Raw genomic sequence first — 15,044 nt, 5'->3', positions numbered from 1 at the left:
TCTCTCGTAAGAGGAGCCGCCATTCAATCGAGCTACTGCATAAAGACCCTCAACGGCCATTGAGGGTGGGCCTCCAATTTACCCTAAAATGGAACAGGATTAACCATACAAGGCCATTATGGTAGGGACGCAAAACGCTTGGCTTGCGCTCCTTCGTCGCCAATTTTAGCCAAGCATTTGTACGCCCATTAGTAAGGCGTTTGACGCTTTAAGGGATTAAATGGAATTTTGTCTTCTTGCGGATGATCCATCCGCTGCCGATACGGTTGCTCAGTGGTATTACGACCAGTGGTGTCGTGCGTCTGGCCGTCACTCCTTCCAGTTTGTTCGTGAGAATGTCTCATCTGCTACCTGTCGTCTTGGGGCGCCTATGATAGTGCTCGCCAAGCAAAAAGGTGAGCTGGTGGGGGCGGCAGAGTTGAAAATCCGCGAAATGGAGATGTTTCCTGAGTATGAGTTCTGGCTCGGTGGTGTCTACGTCCGCGAGCAGTCTCGTGGTCAGGGAGTGGCATCGGCGCTCGTGAAAGAAGTACTTAGGCAAGCGCGCAGGGCGGGTATCGTTATGCTGTACCTGCAAACCGAAGACTTGTCTGGTGGCTTATATACCCAATTCGGCTTTAGGCATCTGGAGCAAGTTGACTCAAAAGGTGTGCTTGTCTCTGTCATGGTGGCAGAGACAGGTGTATAACAGTGGGGCTACTCGTTCGTTGCGGCGTTAGTCGCAGTGCTTGTTGAAAAGGCCTGACACTTGCACTTTGTTAGTATGGATTTTCGGCCATCGAACAAAATACACAGTCATAAGTTTGCCTATGTTGCTGGCCTAATGGTGGGGGTAATGATGAAAATAAAGTTTACATTTTTGTGTGTTTTTCTGTTTCCTTTGTCTGCTATTGGCGCTGCTGACTCAGAAATCGAGCAGTTAGAAAATCGAGTCCATGCGCTAAAAATAAAAGCAGAGCGTGCCCAGGCTGAGTATTTAAATGCTAAATCTGAACTTGAGAGGCTGCAAAAGTCAAAGGCAACGAACAAGAAGACTGGTGATGAAAAGTCAGATACGCCGCCCACCTCTGTTTTCAACAACAAGCGAATGTGGAATCCGGAAAAAATATTTTGGGAGAACAAATTTTTCAAATGCGGCAATTATTTAGCCGATGGGCGTTGTGAATACGTCGTTGAAATGAAAAATGTGAGAATAACCCTAGACAAAGACTGATGAGAAAAGTGATGGGCACAGCCAACTCGTCAAGGCGTCAATTGTACTAGTGCCTTGCGTTCAAGAGTAACACTTAGATAGTGTCATTTCTCCTGCGAAAATGTGAATAGATTTTATATCAATAGGTTAGGTTGGCTTGGTGCTGTAAAAATGGTGCGAAGGAATGCTGATTTTCCCTGAAGGTAACAAGCATTTTTCCGTTAATTGCCGCTATTTTGGTGTGCAGACTCTGCATCGCTTCCCGCTTCCCGCTTCCCGCTTCCCGCTTCCCGCTGAGACTTTTTGCTTTTCTTTAAACAAAAAAAGGCCGCGGTGGGGACCGCGGCAAAAGACCTTATCCTTGTCTATGACCTAAAGGGGTTACATCGTTGTGTGTTGTTTTGGAGCCTACCTTAAGGAGCAGGATAGGCTCAGTTGTTGTATGAGCTTAGAAGCTGTACCGTGCGCCAATGGCGTAACGGGCAGCGTTTTGCTGAGCCAGCAGCATCTGTTCCTCGTAGCGGCCGTAGACACGTTTTTCCTGCTCAAGCACGTTGATGCCTTCGGCGAAGATGGACAGGTTGTCGGTGAGCTGGTAGCTCACGCTGATGTCCAGCTGACCATAGGCCTCGGTGAACTGAGGGGCTGGTCCACCGGCTTCCGCCTGGCCCATGCCCGACAGGAAGGTGTCGCGCCAGTTGTAGGCCATACGAGCCTGCAGGCCGTAGTTCTCATAGAAAACTGAGAAGTTGGCTGAATCTGACAGGCCGGGCAGGGCAAACTGCTCGTCGACACGCTCAACATCGTACTCGGTATCGCCATCCACCAGGGTGTAGTTGGCGGCAAAACCAAAGCCGGTATCCCAGAACCAGTGCTGCCACGCAAACTCGAAGCCGTTGATATTGAGATCTTCGACGTTGTTCGGCTTGCTGATGTTCCATTCGGCCACTGGGTCACCACCCGCCTGAGGGACACGCCCCTCGGCATTGCCATAACCGTTGTCGATAAGCCACTGGAACACGGCTTCATCGCTTGGGGTCTCATTGTTGGCAATCAGCTCGGCGCGGGCCTGCTCGGCGGCGGCACCTAGGTATGGGTCGCGCAGATGGTCATACTCTACCGTGTCTATGGTGTTCATCAGGAAGTTTTCTACTTCCTTGTTGAAGTAACCCACCGACACATAGCTGGCACTGTCGTAGTAGTATTCCACTGACAGATCAATGTTGTGCGAGCTAAATGGCTTCAGGGCAGGGTTACCGGCAAAACCTGTGCGTGAGCCCACCTTAGGAATCGGCGTCAGTGCCGTCGTGGCGCGCATCGACCCTAGGGTTGGACGGCTGATGGTGCGGCTATAACTGAAGCGTGCAATCACGTCCTCGACCACTTCCAGGTTGATATCCAGATTTGGCAGGAACTCCTTGTAGTCATGGGTTTCATGGCTGTAGCTGAAGTCATCGGCATAGACGGTTTGCCACTCGGTGGGGTTGAGCCACACCAGCTTCTGGGCTTCCTGCTGCATAGAGCTTGCGGTCACATCGGTTTGCTCGTAGCGCAGGCCGGCCACGATACTCAGCGGCATGCTGTTGAACTCACTCTCGATGTTGACCTGAATATAGGCGGCTGTGGTGTCTTCTTTGATCAGGTGATCATCTTGCCAAGGAGCCGATACGTACTCTACGTCGTAAAGTGCCTCGGCCTTTTCCATGGCGGCCTGCTGATCATAGGTGTAGTAGTAAGGGATCAGCATGTCGCTGCCACCACCCGAGAAGTCAGACAGGAAGTCAGACCCAAGGCCAACGTAGCTAACGTCGTCTTTCCACAGCCCCATGTTGCCGTACCAGCCTGCGCTGATAGGGCCGGTGTAAGAGCCTTGTGCACGGGTTTCCATCGAGGTGAACGAGAGTCCGAAATCGATAGAGGAGAGGGCGTCGTTGTTCTCGTTTATCCAGCGGCCGTCAAACTGATACTGGTTAACGTCGGTTTCGTTGCGACCGGCGCGTACCCCGGCAAATAGCGAGGCGTAGTGCTCGGGGAGCAGGTGCGGCTCTCCGTTTGGGTTGAGCGTGCCATAGTTAGCATCAAGCAGCGGGATCTCAGTGCCAGTTGCATCATAGGTCTTGTCGGCAATGTTAAGCGCGCCCAGGATGAAGAACTTGTTATCGGCGCTATTGCCTAGGGTGCCCTCGGCGGTGGCGCTTGAATCGTGGGCATCGAATCTCAGTTCAAGGTTATCGCTCGCCTGCCACTTGAGGTTAAAGCCCAGCGACTTATTGATGTTGTCCGAGGCATTTTGTTGCATGGTGCTCGAGTAGTCGCCGCCCACTTCGGTCACATAGTCGAAGGTGCCATGCTCGTTGATATGGGCGTTAGTGGCGTTACCCGGGCCTGAGAACCACAAGCCCCAGGTATCGGCATTAGAGACATCCGACAGCTTAGAGTAGGTGTAGTCCAGGGTCATCTCCAGGTCGTCGTTAGCCGCATATTGAAACACCGCCTGGGCGTTGGTGCGTTCGCGCTCTGTGTCCTGGCTGGCAAAGCCTATGTTACGGGCGTAGAAGGTGTTGCCATATGGGTTTTGGTTTTCGTTAACTACCACGGCATTAGGGTTGAGCTCGCCATCGATATTCTGGCGCCAACCGTCTATGGTGGCGCGCTTGGTGTTGTTGTCACGCTTCTGGTATGAGGCGGATACACCAAAACCCAGTGAATCGTCCATGAAGGTGTTGCTGAAGATCCCTGAGATCTCTGGGGTGACCGAGCTGCCATCTTCTACGCTGCTGTCGTGGTGGGCTTTAACCCCCACAGTGGCGACCAGGTCGCGGGTGTCGAAGGGGCGGGCGGTACGGATGTTGATGGTGGAGCCTATGCCACCCGAGCTGATATCGGCCTTGCCTGTCTTGTATACCTCGACGCCGCTGATCGCGTCGGAGGCCAGGTTGGCAAACTCAAATGAGCGGGTAGACTCGCCGGCCACCTGGGCGGTCGGCATGGTGCGGTTGTTGAGCAGCACCAGGTTAAAATCGGGGCCAAAGCCACGTACCGTCACCTTACTGCCTTCGCCGTTGACACGGTCGATAGACACGCCAGAGATACGTTGCAGCGATTCGGCCAGGTTAGTATCGGGGAATTTACCGATATCTTCGGCAGAGATCGCATCGACCACCCCGGCAGACTGACGTTTGAGGTCCATGGCCTTAGCCTGTGAGCCGCGCACGCCGGTGACTTGGATAACTTCGATATCGCCATCGACCACAGGGGCCTCTTCGGCAACGGCGGGTAGGGCAGACAGCAGACCCAGCACCAGTGAGATCTTGGTGGCTAGCTTTGTTCTTTTAAATTCTAATTGTCGCATCAGGTTCCTCTCCCAGAGACCCTTGGCTGCCAAGGGACGCTATTGATGTAAAGCTTACCGCTTTGCATACAACTTTTCCTGCAATTGCAAAATGTAAGCGCTTACATAAATTAAGACCTGGATACTTTTATGTCAACCGCTGGTCGTAAAAATGTTGTCAAAATGTTGAATCGTGATAACGAGCGTTATGCCAGGAGTCTTGTGTAACTAATTGAATTCTATCTTTATAATTAGATTTTCCTCTGCCGAGTTAATCCTAAATATTTTTTGAAAGCGCTTACATTTGTGGTGGCGACTTTTGCCAAAAATGGGTCGCGTGGGGGAGTGGAGCTAGGCCAAATTAGTTGTCGAGAGGCTTAGTCGTGACGGACTCGGCTGGGGACAGGCTGAGCTGGGGACAGACTCAGCTGCGTACAGACACTGGCGTAGACAGGTTTGGCTTTAAACGTGAGCGGCTTAGCTTTAATCGAGGGCGGCTTAGACGGACTGAGGTGCGGTCAGCTGTACAGGACAGGCTAGCTGCGGGGCAGCTAGCGCTATTGAGAATAGATCTTTCTGGGCGAGCGCCGTGCTGGCTAGGCCTGTGCCTGTTAGTCCAGTACCTGTTAGCTCAGTATCAGTTAGCCCAGTATCAGTTAACTAAGTGTTAGTTAGCCCAGTGCCCGCTGCACCGACTCACGCACCACCAGTTGGGGTTCGAATCTGTGGTTAAAATCGATATCGCTCTGGCCGTACACCTCTTTGAGTACCCAGTTGGCGGCCATGTGGCCCATATCCTGGATAGGGTTAGACACAGTGGTTAGCTTAGGCGAAATGTAGCGCGGGAAGGGGATATCATCGAAGCCCACGAAGGAGATCTCCTCTGGCACCCGTAGGCCCCGCTCGAGACACAGGGCGATGGCACCCGAGGCCATCTGATCGTTGGCGCACACCACGGCGCTAAACGGCTCACCGCTATCGAGCAGTGTCGCCATGCCTTCGTAGCCACCCTCTTCACGAAAGTCACCCTCGAAGAATAGCGCCTCATCGAAGGCAAGGCCGTGCTCGGCCAGCGCCTGCTTGTGGCCCTGCAGACGCTCTCTGGCATCGAGCTTAAACAGGGGACCCGAGATATAGGCGATGCGGCTGTGGCCAAACTCCAGCACATGCCTGCTGGCGAGTAGGCCGCCCTTGAGGTTGTCCAGATGCACGCAGCGATCCGCTATCCCCTCAACGTGACGGTTGATCAGTACCACAGGGGTCTTGCCCTGGCACAGCTTTCTCAGGTAGTCGTTGGTAACAATTTCGGCATCCACAATTAGCGCATCGCAGCCACGGGAGAGTAGAAACTCCACCGCTTCTTTCTCCTGGGCGGCATCGCTGTGACCGGCGGCGATGATCACATGCTTATTGGCCGAACGTAGTACAGATTCGATCTCCCGCATCAGTGGGCCGTAGAAGGGACCATCGAGCTGGGAGACCAGGACACCTACGCTGTTGGAGCGATTAGAGGCCAGCGACTGTGCTATGGTGTTGGGCCGATAGTCCAACTGCGCCATGGCATCGTGGACCTTTTGGCGGGTCTTGTCGCTGACTTTGCCGGTATTATTCACCACCCGGGAGACGGTCGCCAGGGACACGCCTGCCAGTAGTGATACGTCATAAATTGTGGCCATAAATACTTGGCTTTCCTTGCTATGTGCCTGAATGTTTTTGTTTCAGCGCGGTATTGATTTGGGTAACCATTTGAGTGTCCAGTGTATAGCGTCGCATGACAAAGGCAACCGCAATCGAAGCCAGCGCCGGGTAAAGGGTAAAGCAGAGCAAGATCCCATCCAGGGTCTTCTGGCTTTGCACCGTATCGGCCTCATAACCGTAGGCGGCCAGCAACCAGCCGGCGAGGGCGCCGCCGATGGCCAGTCCCAGCTTGATGAAGAAGATCACCGAGGAGTACACCAGGCCTGTGGTGCGAACGCCTGTCTTGAATTGGCCGTAATCGACCGTGTCGGCCATCTTGGCCCACAGCAGCGGAGTGCCCATGTTGATGGTGAAGTTCCAGGCGATATAGAGCACCAGGGCCAGCAGGTATTGTTCACCCGGGACAAACCAGGCCAGCAGGCACAGGACGGCGGCGATCAGCTGCAGGCCGATATAGGCCTTTACCTTGCAGATCTTGTCGGCGAGCTTCTTTGCCAGCGCCACCCCGACTATGTTGCCTATGACACCGCTGGTGACAAACAGGCTGATCATATCTTCGCGGCCGAGGAAGTATTTGACGTAGTAGATGGCCAGGGTGGACTTAAGCACCAGGCCGGTTAACAGGAAGATGGCCGCCAGCGACAGCACGCGCCACTGATCGTTCGCCCAAAGCGCCTTGGCGGCGGCTTTCATGTTGTCGCTGCCTTCGTCCTTGCTAAAATCCCGCTCCTTGGTGCCGGCAAAGCAGAGCAAGAACATGATGGTGCCCAGTATGCTCATGGCCAGTATGGTGAGTTGGTAACCCTTGGCCTTGTCACCATTGCCGAAAAAATCCACTAGGGGCAGGGTGAGCGAACTCACCATCAGGCCGCCTAACATGGCAAACACGAAGCGGTAGGACTGCACAGATACCCGCTCGGCCGGATTGGTGGTGAGCGCCGCGCCCAAGGCGCAGTAGGGGATGTTGATTGCCGTATAGGCCAGCATCAGCAGGGCATAGGTGACCAGGGCGTAGATCTCCTTGCCACTCTCGTTGAAATCAGGTGTGGTAAAGGCCAGTACGCTGATGGCGGCGAAGGGCAGGGCGCACCACAAGAGGTAGGGGCGATATCGCCCCCAACGGGTATGGGTGCGATCGGCCAGATAACCCATCAGCGGGTCGGTCACCGCATCCATGATACGCACCGCCAGAAACATGGTGCCGACGAAGGCGGCGGAGATACCGAAGATGTCGGTATAAAAAAACGTCAGAAACAGCATGACGGTTTGAAATACGATATTGCTGGCGGTATCGCCAAGCCCGTAGGCGACTTTCTCTCTAATGCTTAACATGGCGACCTCCTATTATTATTCTTGTTGGTCCAGTGTTTGCCTTTGTGCAAGCAGGCCTTGGTAGGCTTTGGCGCTTGATTTAAGGGTACGCTGCTGGGTGAGGTAGTCTACATATACCAGACCGAAGCGTTTACGGTAACCCTCCGCCCATTCGAAATTATCCATCAGGCTCCAGGCAAAATAGCCCTGAACATCCACACCGGCCTCGATGGCCTGGTGTACGGCCAGCAGGTGAGATTGCAGATAGGCCAGCCGCATGGGGTCGTGGACCTCGCCGTCTTGTATCACATCCTCTTCGGCGGCGCCGTTTTCCGTTATGTAGATGGGCGGTAAGGCGAATTCGCTCGACAGATCTTTGAGTAGCTCGGTAAAGGCGCCCGGGCAGATCTCCCAGTCCATGGCGGTGCGGGGCACGTTGTCGATGCGTACATCGTCAAAGCCTAGCTCACCACCGACGCGATAGACGTTGCGGGTGTAGTAGTTGATGCCCAGATAATCCATCTCGGCGGTGATGATATCCATGTCGCCGGGTTGGATCTCGGGTCTCTCCTGTGGGGCGAGCCGATCGATGATCTCTGGGTAACGGCCCTGCATCAGGGGCATCAGATACCAGAGGTTATGGTATTCGTGGGCCTGACGGGCAGCGTAGGCATCCTCTGCTGAATCGCTATGGGGATAGGCCGGGCTGAAGTTGAGCACTATGCCCGCCTTGGCATGGGGCGCGAAGCGTCTAAGCTCGGCCATGGCCAGGCCGTGGGCCAGCAGCAGGTGATGGGCCGCCGTGCGACCTTGGCTGCGGCTCTGGTGACCAGGTGCATGCACGCCGACCTCATATCCCAGGTAGGCGCTGCAGAATGGCTCGTTGAGGGTCGAGTAGGCGTAGACCCGGTTGCCCAGCTCCTGTGCCACCACGCGGCTGTAGTGGGCGAAGGCATGTGCCGTGTCTCGGTTGAGCCAGCCGCCGTTATCTTCCAGATGTTGGGGCAGATCCCAGTGATACAGGGTGACGAACACCTTGATGTTGCGCACCCGCAATGCGTCCAGCAGGGCGATGTAGAAGTCCATGCCTTGGCGGTTGATGCTGCCATCCTGATTGAGTACCCGTCCCCATGAGATCGACAGACGATAGACGTCGACCCCCAGTGAGGCGATCAGCTGTACATCCTCACGCCAGCGATTGATATGGTCGCAGGCGACCTTGCCATCGGAGCCATCGGCGATTTTGCCTGGCGTGGCACAGAAGGTGTCCCAGATATTGGGTAAACGATGCTGATAATTGCCCTCGATCTGAAATGAAGCGGTGGCGACACCAAACAGAAAGTCCTTGTTCATCAGGCGCGAATCTCTCGGCAGGGTAAAAGGTTTTACGTGTGTCATGGTGATCCCGTTCCCAAAATCGTTCCCTGTTGTCGGCCTGTTCTGCCGCGCTGTCGAGGTGCTGCTGCGGCCTCTTGTGGTCAAAACCGGTTGACAAAGGTTAACTCAGTGTTAAAAATGAAAGCGCTTACATTAATCTAGTGGCAGAAGTCACAAAGGTCAATCACTAATGCGAATTACCTTGTCGCAAGCTTAAAAATTAAAGGAGACAAGATGGCTACTGCACCCAGTCCGAGTGTCGTCACATCACAAGCCGGTAACAAAGACCACTTTGGCTTTGCCCTGGCATCGTTAACGACGCTGTTCTTCATGTGGGGCTTTATTACCTGCCTCAACGATATTCTGATCCCGCATCTCAAGGCGGTGTTTAACCTCAACTACGCTCAGGCGATGTTGATCCAGTTCTGTTTCTTCGGCGCCTACTTCCTGGTGTCGGTTCCTGCGGGGGGGCTGGTGAAGCGCCTGGGTTATCAAAAGGGCATAGTGGTGGGGCTGCTGACCGCCGCCCTAGGCTGTGGTCTCTTCTATCCCGCAGCCGTGTCGGCCACCTACGGCCTGTTCTTGGCGGCGCTGTTTGTGTTGGCGAGCGGTATTACCGTGTTGCAGGTGGCCGCCAACCCCTATGTGACGGCGCTAGGACCGGTGGAGACGGCGTCGAGTCGACTCACCCTGACTCAGGCCTTTAACTCCCTGGGCACCACCATAGCGCCGGCCTTCGGCTCCTTGCTCATACTTTCTGTGGCCGCCGGCGCCTCTGCCGAGGCAGAAGCCGAAGCGGTGAAGCTTCCTTACTTGCTGCTGTGCGCCATGTTGGTGGTCCTGGCCCTGGTATTTGCCCTGCTGAAGCTCCCCCATATCGACAGCCAGGAGGAGTCGCAACCGGGTGAAGAGGTCGTGAGTGCCCTAAGCCATCGTCATCTGGTGCTGGGGGCGGTGGGCATCTTTGTCTATGTGGGTGGTGAGGTTGCTATCGGCAGTTTTCTGGTTAACTTCCTTGGTCAGGCGAGTGTGGCGGCCATGGAGGAAGCCGAGGCGGCCCATTACATCGCCTTCTACTGGGGCGGCGCCATGGTCGGACGTTTCATCGGTGCGGCCGTGATGCAGAGAGTGCCTGCGGGTAAGGTCTTGGGCTTCAATGCGGCCATGGCGGCATTGCTGGTGGTGATCGCCATGATGAGCCAGGGCATGCTGGCCATGTGGGCGATTCTGGCCGTCGGCCTGTTTAACTCCATCATGTTCCCGACCATCTTCAGCCTGGCGCTGAAAAACTTAGGCCCGGCCACGGCTCAGGGCAGTGGCATCTTGTGTCTTGCCATCGTCGGTGGCGCCGTGGTGCCTCTGGCTCAGGGACTGATCGCCGACGCCGCCGGACTGTCGATCTCCTTCCTGCTGCCTGTGCTCTGTTATGCCTATATCCTCTTCTATGGCCTTAAGGGATCTGAGCCTGTGGAGGTGAAACAATGAAGCTGCCCGTTTTAGCCCAGCCGGTTTTAGACCTGCCAGTAAGAGGCTTGTCCTATGCGGCGCTGGCGTTGGCCTGGTTATCGGCGGGCGCCCAGGCGAGCGAACGAGAACTTGCTCGAGAAGTGACTCGCTGGCCAGCCAGTGTCTATAAGGTTAGTACCGATCCCGCGCTGGAGGCCAGGGTCGACAGTTTGCTTGCAGGGATGACCCTTGAGCAGAAGGTGGCGCAAGTTATTCAGCCCGAGATCCGCGACTTTAGCGTGGAAGATATGCGTCGTATCGGCTTTGGCTCCTACCTCAACGGTGGGGGCTCGTTTCCCGGCAATAACAGCCGGGCGAGCGCCAGCGACTGGGTGGCCCTGGCCGATGCCATGTATCAAGCGGCGATGGATACCAGCCAAGACGGCGTGGCCATTCCCCCCCTGTGGGGCACAGATGCCGTGCATGGTCACGGCAATGTCTTCGGCGCGACCCTGTTTCCCCACAACATGAGCCTGGGGGCGACTCGCAACCCAGAGCTGATTAAGGCCATAGCCGCCGCAACCGCCAAGGAGGTTCGCGCGACGGGCATAGATTGGGTGTTTGCACCGACTGTGGCCAATGTCGAGAACCTGCGTTGGGGGCGCAGCTATGAAGGCTATGCCAGAGATCCTGCCCTTATCGAGTCCTATGCCGAGGCTTTCGTTGAGGGGATGCAGGGACAGGGCGAGACCTGGCTCAAGGGCGCCCACACGATTGCCACCGCCAAGCATTTCATCGCCGATGGCGGTACCCAAGGGGGAGATGATCGCGGCGATGCCCAGCTCGATGAACAGGCCCTGATCGCCCGCCACGGACAGGGGTATGTTGGCGCGCAGGCCCAAGGGGTTCAGACTGTGATGGCTTCTTTTAACAGCTGGAACGGTGAAAAGCTGCACGGCAGCGAATACCTGCTCACCCAAGTACTAAAGAACCGCATGGGGTTTGACGGCGTGGTGGTCGGCGACTGGCTGGGGCACGCCTTCGTGCCAGGTTGCAGCGGCGAGCGCTGCGCCGCTGCCATCAATGCCGGGGTAGACATATTGATGGCACCGGGAGATAGCTGGCGTAGCCTGTATCCCAACACCATCGCCGATGTGCGCGAAGGCGCGCTGCCCATGGCACGTCTGGACGATGCCGTCAGGCGGATCTTGCGGGTGAAGCTGAGAGCCGGTCTGTTTGATGGCAAGGCGCCATCGGCAAGACCCTTTGCGGCGCAGCAGGCCCTGATCGGTCATCCAGAACACAGGGCACTGGCGCGCCGGGCCGTTGCCGAGTCTTTGGTGCTGCTGAAAAACAACAAGGTTGGCGAGTCGCCCATCTTGCCCATCTCATCAAAGGCTAAGGTGCTGGTGATAGGCGAGGGCGCCGACAACATTGGCCAGCAGGCCGGTGGCTGGAGCATGACCTGGCAGGGCACGGAAGTGACCAATGCCGACTTCCCCGGTGCGACCAGCATCTTTGCCGGCATCGACGCGGCCTTGCAGGCCGGGGGCGGTGAGGCACGCCTCAGTGTCGATGGCAGCATTCCCGATGGCTTCAAGCCGGATCTGGTGGTGGCCGTGTACGGCGAGACGCCTTACGCCGAGGGCAACGGCGATCTGGATAATCTCGAATTTCAACGCGGCGATAAGCAGGCGCTGGCCATGTTGGCCAGCATCAAGGCGCAAGGCTTACCTCTGGTGTCTGTGTTGCTGTCTGGCAGACCTTTATGGGTCAATCCCGAGCTTAATCTTTCAGACGCCTTCGTGGCCGCCTGGTTACCGGGTAGCGAGGGGGCAGGGGTGAGCGATGTGCTGATTGGCGATGCCCAGGGTATGCCAAGACAGGACTTTGTCGGTCGTCTGCCATTTCCTTGGCCGGCCAAGCCAGATGGTGATGGTTTGCCTGATCAAGCGCGCGACGCAACACTGTTCGCCCTGTGGCAGGGGTTCGATTATCGGCAGGATGCTCGTCTTGCGCAACTGGATGAGTCCAGCGGCGATAGCGGCTTAGCCACACGCCTGAGCATATTCGACAAGGCGGTGAAGGCCCCCTGGCATCTGGCCGTGGGTGATGATGGTGCCATGCACAGGGTAGGCGCAGGCATATGGCAGCATGAGGGCTGGGCGGTGAGAAGCATCAACCGGGAGGTGCAGGAAGATGCGCGCCAGTTCAGTTTCGGCGCCGCCGGTTATCTGGCCTTCAGAGACGATTTCCCCATGGATCTGAGGCGCTTCGCCAACCAAGACGCGGTACTGAGTTTCGACATGGCGCTGGAGCACAAGCCAAGCGTTGCCAAGCTTTCTATGGTCTGTGAGGGGCATTGTGGCCGCAGTCTGGATCTTAGCAAGGCGCTGCTGGCCGACGGAAAATGGCATAGCTATCGTGTGCCGCTGGCCTGCTTCGGCTTAGGGGTCAAGGAGCTGTCCAGGGTGTTTAGCCCCATGACGCTGGCGCTGGGTGCCGGAGACAGCATCAAGCTGGCGAATGTGGCGATTGACGAGCAGCAAGGTCTGATACAGCAAGAGGGCCAGCAGGAAAGCCGTGTTATCTCATGCCAGCGCGACTAGGCCTTTACGACAACAAATTAGAGATATTGGAGAGCAGTATGTTTCGCATCGGGATAGATTTGGGCGGCACCAAGATCGAGCTGGTCACCCTTAACAGTGCTGGTGAAGAGGTGTTTCGCCGCCGGGTACCGACCCCCAGAGGCTACAAGGAAACCCTGGATGCCATCGCCGAGTTAGTGCGCGACTCTGAGCGCCATACGGGTCAGGTCGCCAGCATAGGCATAGGTATTCCAGGCGTGGTGTCTTCTGTGAGTGGCCGGGTTAAAAATTCGAATGCCATCTGGCTCAACGGCCAGCCTATGGACAAGGATCTCTCGGCCATGCTGGATCGCGAGGTGCGCATCGCCAATGATGCCAACTGTTTCGCCCTGTCAGAGGCGGTCGATGGTGCGGCGGCGGGCAAGACCGTGGTGTTTGGGGCCATCCTGGGCACGGGCTGCGGCGCCGGAATCGCCATCGCCCAGAAGGTACATGGTGGCGGCAACGGCATCGGCGGCGAGTGGGGCCATAACCCCTTGCCCTGGATGACGGCCGAGGAATTTAATTCCACCCGCTGCTTCTGCGGTAATGCCGACTGCATCGAGACCTTTGTCTCTGGCACCGGGTTCGTGCGGGATTTTCGCGCCCACGGCGGCGAGGCGGCCAGCGGCATAGAGATAGTCCAGCTGATGGAGCGGGGAGATAATCTGGCCGAGGCGGCGTTCGGTCGCTTCATCGATCGTTTGGCCAGGGCGCTGGCCCATGTGATTAACCTACTGGATCCCGATGTGATTGTACTGGGCGGCGGCGTATCGAATATCGATCTGATTTACGAGTTTCTGCCGGCGCTTCTGCCTAGATATGTGCTTGGCGGCGAGTGTGCCACGGCCGTGGTCAAGAATCACCATGGCGCCTCATCGGGTGTGCGCGGTGCGGCCTGGCTCTGGGCGCCCGGCGAGCATGCTGCTCTGCCTGCGCTGACGGAGGTGTGATAGGTCCTATTTTTCTGTCTGTATTGCCTCATGGATGAGGCCCTTTTGTACTTGTGTTTTTGGCGCCCGATCGGTTCGATTGAGGCGTCTTTTTTTATTTTGCATGCCTTAAATGTGATTCAGACGTTGTAAGTTTTTCGGCCGCTGGGCAGAATGACGCTTTGCCTTTGGTGCATGATGATTTGGGGGAGTGAGTGGCCAATTTAATGTTACTGCTGGCGGCGGCCATTTGGGGTTTCGGCTTTGTGGCGCAGCGCCTGGGAATGGAGAGCCTGGAGCCCTTTGCCTTTAATGGCCTGCGCTTCGTGATTGGTGCCCTGAGTCTTTTACCGCTCATCTGGTACCTGCAGCGTCGGGGCAGGCTAAAGGGAGTGAAGGATAGCGGTTTTTTACCAAGGGCGCTGCTCGGTTCATCGGTATGTGGCGGCATCCTCTTCATCGCCGCCTCCTTTCAACAGGTGGGCCTGCTTTATACCACGGCGGCGAATGCCGGGTTTATCACCGGACTCTACATAGTGCTGGTGCCCGTGCTGGGCTTGCTGCTGAAGCACAGTACTGGCAGCAATACCTGGATTGGCTGCGCCGTGGCCGCGGTGGGCCTCTACTTCTTAAGTGTGGGCGAGAATTTTTCAGTCACCTATGGCGACGGTCTGCAACTCATCGGCGCGCTCTTCTGGGCCATGCATATTCTGGCGGTGGACCATTTTACCTCCCGGGTTGCCCCTGTGGTGTTGGCCTGCGGCCAGTTTTTGGTCTGTGCCTTGGCAAGCTTCCTGGTCTCGCTGGTGCTGGAAACCACCACTATGGCAGGCGTTCAGCAGGCTTGGGCGGCGCTGGCCTATGCCGGATTGGTGTCTGTGGGTGTGGCCTATACCCTGCAGGTGCTGGCGCAGAAGCATGCCCATCCCGCTCACGCGGCGATCATTCTGAGCCTGGAGACAGTATTTGCCGCCATCGGCGGTATCCTGTTTCTGGGGGAGAGCCTGTCGGGGAGGGCGCTGTTTGGCTGCGCTTTGATGTTGCTGGGGATGTTAATAAGTCAGTTGCCGCTGCGCTATCTGGTAAAGTCTCGCCACGAGAAGGCAGCATAAAAAAATCAGTATAAAAAT

The 15,044-nt window shown here is 56.4% G+C and carries 10 protein-coding genes; 6 read left to right on the top strand and 4 right to left on the bottom strand.

Translation table 11 applies throughout. The features are described 5' to 3' along the window. Window positions 1-220 precede the first annotated feature (220 nt). Window positions 221-688 carry a GNAT family N-acetyltransferase gene (locus L2731_RS19075; protein WP_249254866.1) on the top strand — a complete coding sequence of 156 codons (468 nt, stop codon included), beginning with the start codon at window positions 221-223 and terminating at the stop codon, window positions 686-688. A gap of 147 nt (window positions 689-835) precedes the next feature. Then, window positions 836-1,213 carry a hypothetical protein gene (locus L2731_RS19070; RefSeq protein WP_249254865.1) on the top strand — a complete coding sequence of 126 codons (378 nt, stop codon included), beginning with the start codon at window positions 836-838 and terminating at the stop codon, window positions 1,211-1,213. A gap of 427 nt (window positions 1,214-1,640) precedes the next feature. On the opposite strand, the gene L2731_RS19065 is transcribed toward L2731_RS19070, so the two are convergent. From L2731_RS19065 to L2731_RS19050, 4 genes are all read right to left on the bottom strand, one after another. Beyond that, window positions 1,641-4,544 (bottom strand): TonB-dependent receptor, encoded by a 2,904-nt coding sequence (locus tag L2731_RS19065; RefSeq protein WP_249254864.1) that lies wholly within the window; start codon window positions 4,542-4,544, stop codon window positions 1,641-1,643. A 650-nt stretch (window positions 4,545-5,194) separates the two neighbouring features. Next, the gene (locus L2731_RS19060; protein ID WP_249254863.1) at window positions 5,195-6,199 is read right to left on the bottom strand and encodes a LacI family DNA-binding transcriptional regulator; all 1,005 of its coding nucleotides are present in this window, start codon (window positions 6,197-6,199) and stop codon (window positions 5,195-5,197) included. A gap of 19 nt (window positions 6,200-6,218) precedes the next feature. Then, window positions 6,219-7,553 (bottom strand): glycoside-pentoside-hexuronide (GPH):cation symporter, encoded by a 1,335-nt coding sequence (locus L2731_RS19055; protein WP_239850329.1) that lies wholly within the window; start codon window positions 7,551-7,553, stop codon window positions 6,219-6,221. A 15-nt stretch (window positions 7,554-7,568) separates the two neighbouring features. Next, a complete protein-coding gene (locus tag L2731_RS19050) occupies window positions 7,569-8,930 on the bottom strand; it encodes a GH1 family beta-glucosidase (RefSeq protein ID WP_249254862.1) in 1,362 nt (453 codons plus the stop codon). A gap of 213 nt (window positions 8,931-9,143) precedes the next feature. Between L2731_RS19050 and L2731_RS19045 the strand changes: the two genes are divergently transcribed. The 4 genes from L2731_RS19045 (at window position 9,144) to L2731_RS19030 (ending at window position 15,026) form a co-directional block, all read left to right on the top strand. Next, window positions 9,144-10,394, top strand: coding sequence for a sugar MFS transporter (locus L2731_RS19045; protein WP_239850331.1), 1,251 nt, complete (start codon window positions 9,144-9,146; stop codon window positions 10,392-10,394). Continuing rightward, entirely contained in the window at window positions 10,391-12,964 is a 2,574-nt protein-coding gene (locus L2731_RS19040) for a glycoside hydrolase family 3 protein (RefSeq protein WP_249254861.1), read from the top strand. The genes L2731_RS19045 and L2731_RS19040 overlap by 4 nt, the downstream gene beginning before the upstream one ends. Window positions 12,965-13,002: 38 nt before the next feature. Beyond that, on the top strand, window positions 13,003-13,935 hold the full coding sequence (gene mak, locus L2731_RS19035) for a fructokinase (RefSeq protein ID WP_249254860.1): 933 nt from the start codon (window positions 13,003-13,005) through the stop codon (window positions 13,933-13,935). A gap of 206 nt (window positions 13,936-14,141) precedes the next feature. Further along, window positions 14,142-15,026: a DMT family transporter gene (locus L2731_RS19030; protein WP_249254868.1), complete on the top strand. Its 885-nt coding sequence runs from the start codon at window positions 14,142-14,144 to the stop codon at window positions 15,024-15,026. The last annotated feature ends 18 nt before the right edge of the window (window positions 15,027-15,044 follow it).

This window comes from Shewanella aquimarina (assembly GCF_023349185.1).
In the GTDB taxonomy this organism is placed as follows: domain Bacteria; phylum Pseudomonadota; class Gammaproteobacteria; order Enterobacterales; family Shewanellaceae; genus Shewanella; species Shewanella aquimarina.
The sequence above is the reverse complement of the archived record's forward strand: the minus strand, read 5'-3'. Positions and strand labels throughout refer to the sequence as shown.